The organism is Streptomyces sp. NPDC005303, assembly GCF_040607335.1.
Classification (GTDB): Bacteria; Actinomycetota; Actinomycetes; order Streptomycetales; family Streptomycetaceae; genus Streptomyces.
Genome location: NZ_JBEXGM010000046.1, coordinates 33,602 through 46,938 on the forward strand (window position 1 = coordinate 33,602; position 13,337 = coordinate 46,938).

The window sequence follows — 13,337 nt, forward strand, 5'->3', positions numbered from 1 at the left end:
GTTGCCTGACATCATCCCATCTGCCCCGCAGGACGCAGACTCGGACCCGTTCTGGGTCAAGAACCGCGCCGACTTCCTCGCCACCAAGAGCCGCTCCGCCGACCCGTCCGCGTGCGGCACCTGCCGTGGCAACGTCGCTGCGGGTGAGCCGGTCGAGCACGACGGCTGTGCGCAGCGGGCCACGCTTCTGCAGGCCCCGGATCACCCCGACTACGAGCTCCTCGCGGGTTTCTCGCTGGAGGAGAACGAGCGGCTTCCGGCCCGCTTCCACGTCCCGGTGTTCGATGACTGCGGCAAGCCGAACTCGTGGCTTTGCGCGGTCTGCTGGGAGGAGGGGCAGGTCGTCGGCTGGCCGTGCGCCACTGCCATCAAGCACGGCACCGAAGTCTTCTCGCCGCTGCACCAGGCTGAGACCGCGCAGGAGAAGCAGGCCGTCGAGCTGGCCGCGTATCGGGCGCTCGAACTTGGCGACACCGACGGCCGCGTCTCCGCATCCTGCGGCAACCCCGAGCACCCCACCTGGCTCCGCAAGCCGGACGACACCCATGGCTGCGCCTGGTGCTGCAGCGCCGAACTGGAGGCGGAGAACCAGCGGCTCCAGAGGGAGATCGAGGACGCGGCCCGCGTATCCGAGACGCTACTCCGACGTCTGACCGAGGAGATGCTGGCGGGCTCGGCGCTGCATGCCGCGCTGACCATGCCGACAACACCCGAACAGCGGCAGGCCGCACTGGACAAGTTCGAGGCTGTCGCCAAGCAGGTCATCAGCACCACGGGCGGTGCAGCATGAGCGGGTACGCCGAGATCGCCGCGCACGTCGCCCGCGACGTGAAGGACGGCAAGCTGACCGAGATCCGAGAGGACGGCCTGTACAGGCACGTCGAGTTCAGGGCCTTGCAAGGGTGGTCCCGGATCATCCTGGTGACATGGCCGTACAACCTGCTGGTAGCTGGCTCGCACGGCTCGTTCCACTTCGAGCGGCAGGGCTCGGACACGGAGGACATGTTCGACTGGTTGCGCGGCATTCGTGTCGAGCCGAGGTCGTGGGCGTCGAAGTTGGTCAACGGCGTCGATTCGGTCCGTGAGTACGACCGCGACAAGCTCGTCCAGCAGGTCAAGGACGAGGCGGCGGAGGCGGTCAAGGAGGGTGCTCCGCGCGGCCTTCGGGCTGCGGTCCGTGAGCAGATCCTGGAGAGCGACCGGCTGGTCTCGCAGGACTGGGCCATGCAGATGGTCTACGACTTCGAGCACGGCACGATCTACCGCACCGAATGCTCGTGCGGAGCATCGAAGGACCACGAGTCTCTCCACGACGCAACGATGTGGCGGATCTACGAGCGCCACACGGGCGCCGGTCACGAGGTCGAGGATCGCGAGATCACCGGCTTCACCTTCTCCGACGTCGGCGACTGGTCGATCCACAAGCTGAACTACCACTTCGTCTACCAGTGCCACGCCGCCGCGTGGGCGATCGGACAGTACGACGCCGCCCGGAAGCAGGTGGCCGCGTGAACGCCGAACAGTGGAACGCCGCCTACCCGGTGGGTTCTCCCGTCCTCGCCTACCCGGGCTGTCGGCCGGAGGACGATCCGGCTGGCGAGCTTCTGATCACCTGCACCCAGACGAGGGCGCAGAAGTCCAGCAGCGGCGATGACGTCGTCTGGGTGGAGGGCCATGGCGCCTACATCTGCCTCACCCACGTCGACGCGGTCACCGAGGAGCAGTGGGAGCAGGCGCGCATTGACCGCGACGAGGCTACGGCTGCCCGTCGTGCCGCTCTGCTCGACGCGATCCGGGCCCGCCCGGCTGGTGCCTGGAAGACGGAGCGGGTGCTGTTCGCGCTGAAGCAGGCCGGGTTCGGCTGGGTCGGCGCCCGCACCGCGAAAGCCGACCTTGAAGCACTGGCCGCCGACGGGCATCTGACACCGGTCACCGAAGTGGTCATCCGCCACTACGAGCTGGCGGAGGCGGCGTCATGAGCGTCACCCGCTACCGCAAGCGCCCCATCGAGGTCGACACCGTCCAGTGGACGGGCGACAACCTCAACGAGTTGATCAACTTCACCGGCGGGGACTTCCTCCTCACCACCCCGGGCGAGTTCGACGACACGGCGATCACCGCGAAGGTCTACGACAGCCTCCACGACACGTGGGTCGGCGTGAAGACCGGCCAGCGCATCGTGCAGGGCGTGAAGGGCGAGACGTACCCGATCGACCTGGACGTCCTCGCCGAGACCTACGAGGCCGCGCCTGACGCCTCCGGCTTCTTCCGGCCGGGCCGGACCTACGCCCATGACGTCTACCGGTTCCGCTGCGAGTTCGTCGCCACCCATCCCGTCAACGGCCACCGCTACGCGTGGGGCTGGTTCGGGCGCGAGGGGCGTGGCTGGCGGCACTACACCTTCAGTGAGTGGCAGTTCCAGGCCCGCGAGTGGACCGACGTCATCGAGGCGGTGACCGCATGACCCGCCCGGTCACGCCCCTGGCCGCCGCTGTCGAGTTCGAGGGCGCGCTACCAGTCCCGTTCGGTCACGCCCGCCCGCTCGGACCCGCCCCGCGCATCAAGGCCGCCGACATGCCCGCTTCCCGCCTGGAGCAGCGGATCCGCAACCTGGCCGCTCAACAACGGAACGACCGCGCCGCGGAGTCCGCCGCCCGCATGCGCGCGTTCCTCGAAACCGCCCAGTCCGACACCACGCCCGAGGAGGGCACGCCGTGAACGACGTGATCACTGTCTTGCGCCGGGCCGGCGATCTGGCCCTGCTGTACGGGCCGAACCCGGTGTCGTGCATCCGCGCCGCCGCTTTGGGCGCCCCTGACGCGGTGATGCCGTTCTACGGCACCCCGGAGTCGGAGCTCGCCGAGGACGCCGAGTACCGGCTGCAGCGGCACATCAACCCGGGCAGTGTGGACGCCGACGAGGACGACACCGTTGACGAGTGGGCTGCCGGACGCAGTGTCGCTGATGTGCGGGGCGCGTTCTTCGCCGCGGCGGACGGCCTTGAGGCGGGTGTCCTGTGACCGTCATCGAGCCTCTCGCGCGTCCCCTCGTACCGCCGCCGGGTGGCGAGGTTCTGCACCGGTCCGCCCGCGCCACGATCATCTGGGGCGACTGCCGGGACCCTGAGGTTATCGCCCAGGTCCCGGACGGCTACGGCCTCCTGTGCGCCGACCCACCCTACGGCATCCGCTACAACTCCGGCCGCAGCGACCGGTTCACCGAAATCCCCGGCGACGACGGATCGGTCGACTGGCCGGGCGTCCTCGCCGAATGGGTCGGCCGCACTGGCCGCACCCGAGGCCTCGCCCCGTCCCGCCACGTCTACGTCTTCGGCTACCGGCCCGACCAACTCACCGAACCCCTGCGCCTGGGCGGCACCGCCGAACTTGTCTGGGACAAGCAAGACCTCGGCAGCGGCGACCTCTCCTTGCCGTGGGGGCCTGGTCACGAAGCCTTCACGTTCGGAGTGCACGTGAAGCGGCGCAGTGACCGCGAGAAGGGCGCTGGCGCTCTGTCCGCCCGACTGCGCCGCGGATCGGTTCTGCGCTATCCGCGCCCCGGGCGTGGCCGGGCGTGCCATTCCAACCAGAAGCCGGTTCCGTTGATGCAGGACTTGATCGAGTCGTCGACCTCGCGGGCGCACCGAATCCAGGACTCGGACCTGGTTGTCGACCCGTGTGCCGGGTCCGGCTCGACCGGTGTGGCCGCTGTTCTGTCGGGCCGCCGCTGTTTCCTCGTCGAACTCACCCGCGCCGACGCCGAACTCGCCGTGGAGCGAGTCCGCGCCGCCGAACACCTCGCCAAGCAGATGGAGGCTTTGTGATGCCCGCTCAGCTCTATGGCCCGATCCGCATGGACCTCAACGACGGCCCGGTCCGCACCGACTACGGCCGTGGTTTCGACGGCAAGCCGACCGCCCGGCTCGTCGTCGGCGAGGGCACCCAGTCGGTCGCGGTGTCCGTCACCAACGCCACTCCTGAGGCGCTCGCCCAACTGCAGGAAGCCGTCGCCGAACTGGTGGCGTGGACGCAGCGGCAGACCCTCAAGGCGGTGGTCTGAATGGCTTCCCCGATCCGTCTCGCCGACGTCGTCGAGGACGCGCTGATCCGCGTGTGGACGGAAGCCCACCGCGAGTTCGGGCCGAACGAGCGCGACTGGACATCAGGCCAGATCCGCGAGTACGAGCTGCGTCTCGACGCCGCCCGCATCGACGCCGGATGGGTGGCCGCGTGATGGTGACCCTGTCCGTGACCCGCTCCCGCATCGCCACCGTCCTCCGCGACGCCGAGGACATCCTCCTGATGGAGGGCTGGGACCCGCTCACCAACCCGATCATGTCGGCCATCGACCGGGCCGCCGGATACGTCCCCGGCAAGGGCGGAACCGACGCCGAGCGGACCACGCTCGAAGCCTGGGAATCCCTCACCGAACACCTCGGGGTCGCATCCGTCTCCCACTGGGAACGGAAGCCCGGCCGCAGCGCCCTGCAGGTTCTCGCCGCACTCGACGGGGCCGCCAGCAAGACGGTGACCGCATGACCGCCCCGGCGCGCCTGTCGCCGATGGCTGGCCTGTTCAACGCCCTGCTGTGCCTGTACATCCGCCGGGCCCGCCCGGTGATCGCCGCCCAGCTTCGGCAGCTCGACGAGGCCCGCAACGTCAACGCCCGGCTCGCCACCGCCCGCGACTTCGCCGCCAGCAAAGCCGCCGGATACATCGACCGCAGCGGACTGGAGGCGCCGTGATCACCGGCCTGTTCGTTGGCGTCGCCGCCGCGGGCCTGCTGCTCGCCAGCGCCCACCGAGACCGCCGTGAAGCCCGCACCGTCAGCAAGGAGCAGCCGTGACCCTCAACGACCTCGTCCCCGCCCCCCTCAGGGGCCACGGCCGCCGTCGGGCCGTAGACAAGGTGACCGAACTCCGCGCCGAGAACGTCATCCTCCTCGGCAACCTGCACTGCGCCGGCGACGCGATCGCCCTGCTCCGCCAGGACTTGGCTGAGGCACACGCCAAGCAGGGCGAGGCCGAGGAACTCGTCGTGCAGCAGCAGGCCGACATGGAAGAGCTGACCGTCGAACGCGACGAGTGGCGGGGCCGGTTCCGCGCCCTGCAGGCCCGTTTCGGTCCTCAGATCGCCGCCGAGGACAACGCAAATCGGATCACCGTGCCGCAGATGGTGCGCCCGATCTCCGGGCCGGAAGAGGAGGCGACCGCGCCGATCGATGTCCGGCCACTGCGGGAAGCCGCCGCGCTCGGACTCCTCGGACCCGTCACCGACCCCGGCCGGGTGCACGCCGAGGAGGTGGCGTAGGTGGCGGTCCGCGAGCAGCTCTTCCACATCGCCGTCTGCGACATCTGCGGCGCCGAATGCGATGAGGCCGGCGGCATCTGGCTGTGGGAAACCACCCGGGCCGCGGCCATCGAGCAGGCCACCGAAGCGCCCGGCTGGACCGCGATCGAGGGCGGCCTGGTGTGCGGGGTGTCCGACCGGGGGCACGACGAGGCCCGCGGCGGCGACAGCCCGCTACTGCAGCCGACCAGGGATGCGATGGCCGTCGAGTTCAGGGAGGCGTCGTGACGATCAGCCTCCGCGGCGAGCCGGTCGACTTCGACGTCGGCGACCGCATCGTCGACAGCCGCTGCGGCACGCCGACCACCGGCACCGTCACCGAGGTGCGCGGCACGTCCGTCTACTACCGCGACTCCTGCATGTGATGCCGCGATGGCGCCCACCACCGCACCCAGACGACCTTCACCACCACCAGCAAGGCCCCCTGACCCGCCGCCCGCCGGATGACACCGGCCGGCGAGGCGGCGACGCAAGAAACCCCCGCCCGGGTCTAGCGGACGGGGATCCACCGCCAGCATCCCACCCCAGGAGAACTCGTGTCCGTCACGATCAACGCCCATCAGCTCGGACTGCTGCTCGACAAGACGAGCGCCCACATGCGCGACATCGACGACGAGCCGCTGCACGGCATCCGACTCGACGTCGACGCCCGCTACCTGTACGCCGTGGCCACCGACGCGTACACGCTCGCCGTCGCCCGATACGGCCTCAACCGCGGCGACGCCGACCAGGAGCCGTTCGCGGTCACCCTGCCCGGCGAGCAGGTCAACACGGTCCGCGAGTGGGTGCGCGCCATGAAGGGCGCCGCATGGGTCACCGTCAGCCTCGCGAAGGACCGCCTCGTCTTCGAGGGCCCCCGCACCGACCTGAACATCGCCGTCACCCTCGGCGAGGAGTACCCGGACTGGCGCAGCCTGCTGCGCCGCATCGCCTCCCAGACGGTCGAGGAGGTGCCGTTCCCCGCCCTCAACTCCGACTTCCTGCAGCGGTGGGCCAGCACCGAGCAGAGCCTGCGCACCCGGATTACCGCGGACAGGAAGGCCGTGCTGTTCTTCGGCGAGAACTTCATCGGTGCACAGATGCCGTCCACCGGCGGCAGCATCGGACCCGCCAAGGACCAGACGTTCAACGCCGCCCACGACCAGTGGCTGTGGACCCTCGCCGCCGGATCAGCCGACGTCGACATGGCAGCCCTGCCGAAGCCTGAGCCTTCCCGCTACGAGGCCACCCGCGACATCAGCGAGACGGCCGCCAACCTGCTTCGCGGCGTCCTGGACTCCACATCGAACGCCTTCAACTGCGACTTCGACGGGGACCGCGACGCCTGGTTCGCGCACATCCGCTCCGGCGTCTCGGACTGGATGGCCTACCGATTCCTCGACGCCCTCCACCAGGTAGACCCCCGGGCCGCACAGCAGGTCGTCAACGACACCGCCGAACAGCTCGACTCCGGCGAGCTCGGCGAGTGGGCATGGGACATGGCCGAGGAGTCCGGCTTCAACCCGCAGAAGTGGAACGACGACCACGAGGCGCGTATCGCGAAGCAGATGGCGGAGGAGCCCCGCAAGTGGGCCGTCCGCCTGGCGCTAGCCCTGACGGACGCGAAGAACGCCGGGATCAACTTCCGAGTCGACGACAACCAGTTCGTGGCGCTCGACACGGAGTCCGGCGAGTGGAAGGCCGTCGCCCCGAAGCCGGCCGACGCCACCGTCTGACCTCATCGAAGCGCCCCGCCGGGCGAATCGGCGGGGCACCCCACCCACCCAGCATCCCAGGAGCACCGTTGAACATCGAGATCAAGGTCGACGACATCACCCTCTCCACCGTCGTCGCGGACGTCGTCGCCTTCGACGAGGACGGCGACGCCTACACGGAGGGATCGAAGACCGTCGCCGACCTGGTGGCCACCCAGATCGTGGAACGGCTCGTCAAGGACAACCAGTGGCCGTCGCTGCGCGAGCAGGTCATGGAGATCCGCAAGGAGGAGATCCGGGCCGCAGTCCGGCCGTCCATCGACGAGGCCCTCGCCCGGCCGATCTACAAGACGAACGGCTACGGGGAGCGCACCGGCCAGGAAACCACCCTCGCCGAGATCATCACCGACGAGGCCCGCAAGCAGTTGGCCGAGCCCGTCGACCGCTACCGCACCGAGAAGGGCACCGTCCTCCAGCAGGCCGTGCGCGCCGAGGTGAAGAAGGCGTTCGAGACGGAAATCGCCGAAGCCGTACAGGCCGCCCGAGACCTGGTCACGCAGGAACTGGGCGCCGAGCTCACGGAGAAGGTCACCGCCACCGTCACCGCGGCCCTGGCGAAGAAGTAGCCACCTGACCGCCGCCGGCGCACTTCCCCCCAGCGCGCCGCGGCCCGGGTCCCGCCGCCAACGCCCCCCTGCGGCGGCGGGACCCACCCCAACTCCACAGCCTGCGGCAGGAGCCCCCCACTTCGCGCCGCACCCCTGGCGGCCCGGCCCGCACCACCTCCCCCCCGGTCGGGCCGGGCCGCCACCACCCCGCACACCTTCTGGAAGGTCACATGAGCACCGAAAGCACCACAAGGCAGGCCGCGCCACTGGCGTTCGTCGACACGGAGACCACCCACCTGGACGCCGAGATCGGCGAGGCGTGGGAAGTGGCCGTCATCCTCCGCGAGTTCGCCGACAACGAGTCCACCGACACCGAGTACGTCTGGCAGATCCGCCCCAACCTCGCCACAGCCGACCCCGAGTCGCTGAAGATCGGCCGCTACGAGGAGCGCTTCGCCGTTCCGCCCTACGTCGAGGCCGCGTTCACTGGGTACGAGGACGGCCAGGTCGTCCCCATGACCCGCATGCAAGCCGTCAGCGCCATCCTCTCCGTACTCCGAGGCGCGGTCCTGGTGGGCTCCAACTCGGCCTTCGATGACCGATTCCTGCGCAAGCTCCTCGGTCCGGGGTCCGCCCAGTGGCACTACCGGCCTGTCTGCATTGCCACCCTGGCCGCCGGGCGGAAGCTCGGCATGGTCGAGATTGCAACGGGTCTCGGGGGCAAGCGATATCCGTCCGACGAGGTGCCGTTCCCGTTCTCCTCTCGGGACCTGTCGCGGTGGACGGGGGTCGAGCCGCCTGGCGACGGGGTGGCGCACACCGCACTCGGGGATGCACGTTGGGCCCGCGACGTGTTCGACGCGGTGACCGGCAGCCGAGCCGCGGCCCTGGACGGTGTCGCGTGACCGCCGTCATCGCAATCAAGGCGGCCCTCGACGTCACTGCCCGCCGCGACAGCCTGCTCGCGCTCATCAAGGAAGGCCCGCGGCGGCCCGTCACCACGAAGCGGGCCCAAGACCTGTACAGCGTCACCCCGTGGTCCGGCATCGGCCGCAACGCCGCACGCCGCGACCTCCGGGACCTCGCCCGGCGAGGCCAGCTGATCCCTCGCACCGTCGACGGACAACGCTCCTACGTGCTGTACCCCCAGGCAATCCAGCGGATCCCCATGGGCCCTCGCCTCGCAAAGTCCGAGCTCCTCCAAGCCATCACCGACGAAGGCGGCGAATGGACCCCGGGCCGGGCAAAGGCAATTCTCCACCGCGCCATGGGCACCAACGTCTACCGCTCCGTCGCACGACGCTGCCTCGAAGACCTGCACCGCGACGGCCTCGTCGAACTCCACAGCGAACGGCCCGGCCACTGCTACTACACGTCGCTCATCGAGGGCGGTGCAGTGTGACGACCATCGCCGAGCCGGCCGTGGAAGCCCCCGCGTTGGGCCTGCACACGGATCTCTCCAACGAGGCGTACCACGCGGACAAGACGTCCCTGTCGTCGTCAGGTGCCCGCAAGCTGCTGCCGCCGTCCTGCCCTGCCAAGTTCCGCTGGGAGCAGGACAACCCGCAGGCGCCGACCAAGACCTTCGACCACGGAAACGCCGCCCACGCGCGGGTGCTGGGACGGGGAGCCGAACTCGTCCTCGTCGACCACGATCCATGGACCACCAAGGCCGCCAAGGCGGAAGTCGCCGAGGCTCGCGCCCGCGGCGCCATCCCGCTCAAGCGGGCCGACCTCGACATGGTCGACGCGATGGTCGCCACCATCCGACAGCACCCGCTCGCCTCCGCCCTGCTCGACCCCGCTTACGGCGCACCCGAGCAGTCCGGCTTCTGGATCGACGAGGCCTCCGGGATTCGCCGCCGCGTCCGCTTCGACTGGCTGCCATCCATCCAGGGCGGCCGACTGATCATCCCCGACTACAAGACCACCACCGACGCCAGCAACGAAGCGATGCAGAAAGACATCGCCAAGTACGGCTACAACCAGCAGGCCGACTGGTACGAGGACGGGGCGCGCGCCCTCGACCTGGGCGGCGTCGACGCCGAACTCCTGCTGATCGCGCAGGAGAAGAAGCCCCCCTACGCCGTGAACGTCATCGGCATCGAGTTCGGATCCCGCGTCATCGCGGAGGCGAAAAACCGTCGCGCCATCGAGATCTTCGCCGAGTGCACCGAGTCCGGCCACTGGCCCGGCTACGCCGACAACGAGCCCAACTATCTCGCCCTCCCCGGCTACGCGGAGAACCGCGACAAGGAGATCTACCTGTGAACTTCCCCGTCCAGCAGGCCCAAGGCCCCGACCGCATCGGCCAGTCCACGGCTGTCGAGCAGTCCCGCGCCGTAGCTGAAGTCCAGGCCGCCATCTACGTGGCCCGCCAGTTCCCCCGCGACGTCGGCCGGTCCCGCGCCAGCATGCAGGCCGCCTGCGGCTCCATGGCCCTCGCCGAGAAGGCGTTCTACAAGTTCCCGCGCGCCGGAGGCTCGGTGGAAGGATCGACGATCCACCTGGCGAAAACACTCGCCCAAGCGTGGGGCAACATCCAGTACGGCGTCTCCGAGATGCGCCGAGACGACGCCTACCGCCAGTCAGAAATGCAGGCCTGGGCGTGGGACGTCGAAGCCAACACCCGCCACGTCCTCACCTTCATCGTCCCCCACGCCAAGTTCGCCAACAAGCAGGTCCAACCGCTCCTCGACCTGCGGGACATCTACGAGAACAACGCCAACAACGGAGCCCGCCGTCTCCGTGAAGCGATCTTCGCCGTGGTGCCGGACTTCTTCATCGACGAGGCCGAAGAGCTCTGCCGGGAAACTCTCGCCAAGGGCGACGGCAAGCCACTGCCCGAGCGCATCGACGGCGCCGTAAAGGTGTTCCAGCAGCTCGGCATCAACCCCGACCGGCTGGAGCAGAAGCTCGGCCGGCCGCGCGCCCAGTGGAACGGCGCCGACATCGCCCAGCTGCTCATCACTCACAAGTCGATCGACCGCCGCGAGATCGCCATCGACGAAGCATTCCCGCAGGCCCGCATCACCGGTTCCGAGATCACCAGTAAGAGCAACGGTGGGCGCAAGCAGACGCCGCTGAACGACGACCCCTGGGCCGGCGAGCCCACCAAGTAGCCCGCACACCGCGAAGGCCGGCCCGCGGGTATCGGGCCGGCCGTTCACCCGACAAGGAAACCACGCCATGACCCTGACCCCCGAGCAGGCCCGCGCCCGATCGCTCACCGAGATGCGCGCCCTCTACTCGACCGTCACCGACTGGGACACCGCCATCTACGACCAGGTCGTCCTCCACCTCGCTGACATCGGCCAACCGATCGGCATGAACCAAATCCGCACCATCGTCCCCGACGGGGCCGCTCGGGGCGCGGGTCTGTACTTCCACCAGATGGTCGGCCACGACGCACTGCACCCCACCGAGCCTGCCCTCCTGGTGAAGATCGACGAAGAGGTGTCGATCAACCCGAAGGCCCGCGGCAAGAAGGTCAACGTCTACAAGCTCACCCGGGCCGGACGGAAGTTCATCGAGGAGCGGCAGGCCGCACGCATCGAGCAGCGGAAGGCGGCGTGATGGATCGCCTCCTCGACAACGCGCTGTGGCCGTTCGCCGGCGGCGTCCTCATCGGACTCGCCTGCCTCGCCGCCGCCTGGCTCCTCAGCAAACTCCGCGGGAGGCGCACGTGAACCCCGACCTGTACAGCGCCTGGCTGGCCGCCGGAGACCGGCTGCAGCCGGTCGGGGCGTGGCTGGCCGGTGACGGCGCCTGGGTGCCCATCGCCGCCGTCGCCGCCGTCATCGTCTGGCGCACCTGGCGCATCCGGCCCCGCGACGACTACCGCAGCCGCAACGACCGGCGGCAAGCCGCATGGCTCGCCTTCTGCGAAGACCGGCCCGAACCCGCCGAGCCCGGCAGCAACGACGACGACCTCCTCACCTGCCTGCACATCCTCGCCGCCACCAACAACGCACGGAAGGAGCGCGAGTCGTGACCACCGCCGCCAGCGCCGAACACGTCGCCCACTACGCCTGCTACCGGCGCGGATGCCGCCGCGCCGAATGCCGGAAGGCCGACCGCATCTACCGCAAGCAGTACGAACTCCGGCAACTCGCCGGCATCCCCTCCCACATCCCCGGCCCGGTCGTCGCCGCACACATTCGCGCCCTCACCGGCAGCGGGCACACCATTCGCGGCATCGCCAGCCGATCCGACATCTCCGAGCGCGCCATCAACTACATCCTCAACGGACAGGAAAACGTCCTCCGCGCAAAAGCCCTCACCGTGCTGTCCATCCAACCGCTCACCGAGGCCCCGCGCGTCGACGCGACCGGCACAGCCCGGCGTATCCAGGCCCTCGCCGCCATCGGCTGGCCCGTCATCTGGACCGCCGCACAGACCGGCTACCACTACTCCTACCTGTTCAGCATCACCAGCGGGCACAGGCAGACCATCCCCCGGCCCGTAGCCCAGCGCTTCACCGCCCTGTACCGCGAGTACAGCCACCGGGCCGGCTACTCCGAGTTCACGCGCAGCATCGCCCGCCGCAACAACTGGCACGGGCCGATGGCCTGGGACGACATCGACGACCCGAACGCCAAGCCGGAGAAGACCGAGCCCTACGGAGCAGCCGCCAAGAACGGCCGCGACTCCCTGCGCAAAGCCGAGATCGAACACCTCTACCTACTCGGCGAATCCGTGCCCTCTATCGCCAAGCAGCTCGGCGCCAACGAGAAGTACACCAGCGACCAGCTCAACGAGGTCCTGCGCGACCGCGAGAAGCGCGCCGAGCAGGAACGCCGCAACAGCCTGACCGCCGGACTCGCCGCCTAGACCGCAACGAAACAGCCCCGCCACGGCGGGGCTGAAGGAGAGACGAAGGAGGAGGGATGCGATCAGTCGGAGTCGGCGGCCGGCTTCTTGCGGCGCACGACGACCTTGCGCTTGGGGGCGTTCGGGTCGGGCGCGATCTTCGCCACCCACTCCCGGGTCATGCCGGACCAGCGGGCCATGTCGGAGGGGCCTTCGCCGGCGGCGCGCCACTTCACGAAGAGGTCGCGGAGCGCTGCATCGTCCCGCTCGAACGCGGCCTTGGACCGCTCACGCTTGCGGGCTGCGGCCTTGATCTCCTCCTCGGCTGTGGTCATGAGGCTCATAGTGCCATGCGCGAACGCCGCTCCGCTACCAATGCGCGAATGAGCCTCGCGAACAGTGCATGCGAACGGTATTCTCGTCTACGAGCAGTTGGCCAACCCGCCACATTGCCCCCATGAGGGCTGTCCCAATACAGCGATTGACCAGCAAAGACACCCTCCTGAGAGAAGAGATCCCGTGAGCATCGACGCCATGTACTGGGTGTGGAATCACTCCCAGTCCAAGGGGACCGGTCGACACGTCATGCTGGCCTGCGCCAACTGGATCACCGGCCCGGACTGCACTGTGCGCGCGAGTACCGCAGAGCTCGTGCAGTTCTCCAACGCAGCCCGGTCGTCCGTCATCAAAGCCGTCGATGCCCTCGTGAAAACCGGTGAGCTGGAACTCCTTGAGGAGGCCCGTGGGACGCGTGCCGCCCTCTACCGGATCCCTGGCGCCGTTGGGTTCACCCGCCCCGAACGCGGCTCTAGGGGTCCGAAAACCGGACCCCTAGAGGAAGCCCAGAGGTCCGGATTCCGGACCCCTAGCGCTTT

General features: G+C 69.2%; 24 protein-coding genes and 1 pseudogene. 24 read left to right on the forward strand and 1 reads right to left on the reverse strand.

All coding sequences use genetic code 11. From position 1 onward, the window contains the following. Position 1 precedes the first annotated feature (1 nt). The 23 genes from ABZT93_RS37145 (at position 2) to ABZT93_RS37255 (ending at position 12,483) form a co-directional block, all read left to right on the forward strand. A complete protein-coding gene (locus tag ABZT93_RS37145; protein ID WP_356112978.1) occupies positions 2–790 on the forward strand; it encodes a hypothetical protein in 789 nt (262 codons plus the stop codon). Beyond that, a complete protein-coding gene (locus ABZT93_RS37150) occupies positions 787–1,512 on the forward strand; it encodes a hypothetical protein (protein ID WP_356112980.1) in 726 nt (241 codons plus the stop codon). The genes ABZT93_RS37145 and ABZT93_RS37150 overlap by 4 nt, the downstream gene beginning before the upstream one ends. Beyond that, positions 1,509–1,979 carry a hypothetical protein gene (locus tag ABZT93_RS37155; protein WP_356112982.1) on the forward strand — a complete coding sequence of 157 codons (471 nt, stop codon included), beginning with the start codon at positions 1,509–1,511 and terminating at the stop codon, positions 1,977–1,979. The genes ABZT93_RS37150 and ABZT93_RS37155 overlap by 4 nt, the downstream gene beginning before the upstream one ends. Then, positions 1,976–2,464 carry a hypothetical protein gene (locus ABZT93_RS37160; RefSeq protein ID WP_356112984.1) on the forward strand — a complete coding sequence of 163 codons (489 nt, stop codon included), beginning with the start codon at positions 1,976–1,978 and terminating at the stop codon, positions 2,462–2,464. Before ABZT93_RS37155 ends, ABZT93_RS37160 begins: the two co-directional genes overlap by 4 nt. Next, complete coding sequence (locus ABZT93_RS37165; protein WP_356112985.1) at positions 2,461–2,718, forward strand: hypothetical protein; 258 nt, start codon at positions 2,461–2,463, stop codon at positions 2,716–2,718. The genes ABZT93_RS37160 and ABZT93_RS37165 overlap by 4 nt, the downstream gene beginning before the upstream one ends. Beyond that, a complete protein-coding gene (locus ABZT93_RS37170; protein ID WP_356112987.1) occupies positions 2,715–3,020 on the forward strand; it encodes a hypothetical protein in 306 nt (101 codons plus the stop codon). Before ABZT93_RS37165 ends, ABZT93_RS37170 begins: the two co-directional genes overlap by 4 nt. Then, positions 3,017–3,823, forward strand: coding sequence for a DNA methyltransferase (locus ABZT93_RS37175; RefSeq protein WP_356112988.1), 807 nt, complete (start codon positions 3,017–3,019; stop codon positions 3,821–3,823). The genes ABZT93_RS37170 and ABZT93_RS37175 overlap by 4 nt, the downstream gene beginning before the upstream one ends. Then, a complete protein-coding gene (locus ABZT93_RS37180) occupies positions 3,823–4,059 on the forward strand; it encodes a hypothetical protein (RefSeq protein ID WP_356112989.1) in 237 nt (78 codons plus the stop codon). Before ABZT93_RS37175 ends, ABZT93_RS37180 begins: the two co-directional genes overlap by 1 nt. Continuing rightward, a complete protein-coding gene (locus ABZT93_RS37185; protein WP_356112991.1) occupies positions 4,060–4,233 on the forward strand; it encodes a hypothetical protein in 174 nt (57 codons plus the stop codon). It begins immediately after the preceding gene. Continuing rightward, the gene (locus ABZT93_RS37190) at positions 4,233–4,538 is read left to right on the forward strand and encodes a hypothetical protein (protein WP_356112992.1); all 306 of its coding nucleotides are present in this window, start codon (positions 4,233–4,235) and stop codon (positions 4,536–4,538) included. Before ABZT93_RS37185 ends, ABZT93_RS37190 begins: the two co-directional genes overlap by 1 nt. Beyond that, a complete protein-coding gene (locus ABZT93_RS37195) occupies positions 4,535–4,744 on the forward strand; it encodes a hypothetical protein (RefSeq protein WP_356112994.1) in 210 nt (69 codons plus the stop codon). Before ABZT93_RS37190 ends, ABZT93_RS37195 begins: the two co-directional genes overlap by 4 nt. A gap of 97 nt (positions 4,745–4,841) precedes the next feature. Then, positions 4,842–5,309: a hypothetical protein gene (locus tag ABZT93_RS37200; RefSeq protein WP_356112995.1), complete on the forward strand. Its 468-nt coding sequence runs from the start codon at positions 4,842–4,844 to the stop codon at positions 5,307–5,309. Then, complete coding sequence (locus ABZT93_RS37205; RefSeq protein WP_356112997.1) at positions 5,310–5,576, forward strand: hypothetical protein; 267 nt, start codon at positions 5,310–5,312, stop codon at positions 5,574–5,576. It abuts the gene before it with no gap. Then, a complete protein-coding gene (locus ABZT93_RS37210) occupies positions 5,573–5,713 on the forward strand; it encodes a hypothetical protein (protein WP_356112999.1) in 141 nt (46 codons plus the stop codon). The genes ABZT93_RS37205 and ABZT93_RS37210 overlap by 4 nt, the downstream gene beginning before the upstream one ends. Positions 5,714–5,884: 171 nt before the next feature. Next, a complete protein-coding gene (locus tag ABZT93_RS37215) occupies positions 5,885–7,063 on the forward strand; it encodes a hypothetical protein (protein WP_356113001.1) in 1,179 nt (392 codons plus the stop codon). Between the two features lie 68 nt (positions 7,064–7,131). After that, on the forward strand, positions 7,132–7,668 hold the full coding sequence (locus ABZT93_RS37220) for a hypothetical protein (protein ID WP_356113003.1): 537 nt from the start codon (positions 7,132–7,134) through the stop codon (positions 7,666–7,668). A gap of 212 nt (positions 7,669–7,880) precedes the next feature. Continuing rightward, positions 7,881–8,555 carry a hypothetical protein gene (locus ABZT93_RS37225; protein ID WP_356113005.1) on the forward strand — a complete coding sequence of 225 codons (675 nt, stop codon included), beginning with the start codon at positions 7,881–7,883 and terminating at the stop codon, positions 8,553–8,555. Next, positions 8,552–9,052, forward strand: a complete 501-nt coding sequence (locus tag ABZT93_RS37230) for a hypothetical protein (protein WP_356113007.1) — start codon at positions 8,552–8,554, stop codon at positions 9,050–9,052. The genes ABZT93_RS37225 and ABZT93_RS37230 overlap by 4 nt, the downstream gene beginning before the upstream one ends. After that, the gene (locus ABZT93_RS37235) at positions 9,049–9,921 is read left to right on the forward strand and encodes a PD-(D/E)XK nuclease-like domain-containing protein (RefSeq protein WP_356113009.1); all 873 of its coding nucleotides are present in this window, start codon (positions 9,049–9,051) and stop codon (positions 9,919–9,921) included. The genes ABZT93_RS37230 and ABZT93_RS37235 overlap by 4 nt, the downstream gene beginning before the upstream one ends. Continuing rightward, entirely contained in the window at positions 9,918–10,772 is an 855-nt protein-coding gene (locus ABZT93_RS37240) for a hypothetical protein (protein WP_356113011.1), read from the forward strand. The genes ABZT93_RS37235 and ABZT93_RS37240 overlap by 4 nt, the downstream gene beginning before the upstream one ends. A gap of 67 nt (positions 10,773–10,839) precedes the next feature. After that, positions 10,840–11,226, forward strand: a complete 387-nt coding sequence (locus tag ABZT93_RS37245; RefSeq protein ID WP_356113013.1) for a hypothetical protein — start codon at positions 10,840–10,842, stop codon at positions 11,224–11,226. Between the two features lie 109 nt (positions 11,227–11,335). Then, positions 11,336–11,644 (forward strand): hypothetical protein, encoded by a 309-nt coding sequence (locus ABZT93_RS37250; protein WP_356113015.1) that lies wholly within the window; start codon positions 11,336–11,338, stop codon positions 11,642–11,644. Beyond that, on the forward strand, positions 11,641–12,483 hold the full coding sequence (locus ABZT93_RS37255) for a hypothetical protein (RefSeq protein WP_356113016.1): 843 nt from the start codon (positions 11,641–11,643) through the stop codon (positions 12,481–12,483). Before ABZT93_RS37250 ends, ABZT93_RS37255 begins: the two co-directional genes overlap by 4 nt. 62 nt (positions 12,484–12,545) lie before the next feature. Here the strand turns inward: ABZT93_RS37255 and ABZT93_RS37260 are convergent, their stop codons facing one another. Further along, positions 12,546–12,797 (reverse strand): hypothetical protein, encoded by a 252-nt coding sequence (locus ABZT93_RS37260; RefSeq protein WP_356113018.1) that lies wholly within the window; start codon positions 12,795–12,797, stop codon positions 12,546–12,548. A gap of 184 nt (positions 12,798–12,981) precedes the next feature. On the opposite strand from ABZT93_RS37260, the pseudogene ABZT93_RS37265 reads away from it, so the two are divergent. Then, positions 12,982–13,337: pseudogene (locus ABZT93_RS37265) on the forward strand (hypothetical protein); the annotation flags it as partial.

What these genes read in the sequence shown, in the direction of transcription:
- ABZT93_RS37150 (WP_356112980.1), top strand. Translation starts at nt 787, where the DNA reads ATGAGCGGGTACGCCGAGATCGCCGCGCACGTCGCCCGCGACGTGAAG.
- ABZT93_RS37160 (WP_356112984.1), top strand. Translation starts at nt 1,976, where the DNA reads ATGAGCGTCACCCGCTACCGCAAGCGCCCCATCGAGGTCGACACCGTC.
- ABZT93_RS37165 (WP_356112985.1), top strand. Translation starts at nt 2,461, where the DNA reads ATGACCCGCCCGGTCACGCCCCTGGCCGCCGCTGTCGAGTTCGAGGGC.
- ABZT93_RS37180 (WP_356112989.1), top strand. Translation starts at nt 3,823, where the DNA reads ATGCCCGCTCAGCTCTATGGCCCGATCCGCATGGACCTCAACGACGGC.
- ABZT93_RS37185 (WP_356112991.1), top strand. Translation starts at nt 4,060, where the DNA reads ATGGCTTCCCCGATCCGTCTCGCCGACGTCGTCGAGGACGCGCTGATC.
- ABZT93_RS37190 (WP_356112992.1), top strand. Translation starts at nt 4,233, where the DNA reads ATGGTGACCCTGTCCGTGACCCGCTCCCGCATCGCCACCGTCCTCCGC.
- ABZT93_RS37195 (WP_356112994.1), top strand. Translation starts at nt 4,535, where the DNA reads ATGACCGCCCCGGCGCGCCTGTCGCCGATGGCTGGCCTGTTCAACGCC.
- ABZT93_RS37225 (WP_356113005.1), top strand. Translation starts at nt 7,881, where the DNA reads ATGAGCACCGAAAGCACCACAAGGCAGGCCGCGCCACTGGCGTTCGTC.
- ABZT93_RS37245 (WP_356113013.1), top strand. Translation starts at nt 10,840, where the DNA reads ATGACCCTGACCCCCGAGCAGGCCCGCGCCCGATCGCTCACCGAGATG.
- ABZT93_RS37260 (WP_356113018.1), bottom strand. Translation starts at nt 12,797, where the DNA reads ATGACCACAGCCGAGGAGGAGATCAAGGCCGCAGCCCGCAAGCGTGAG.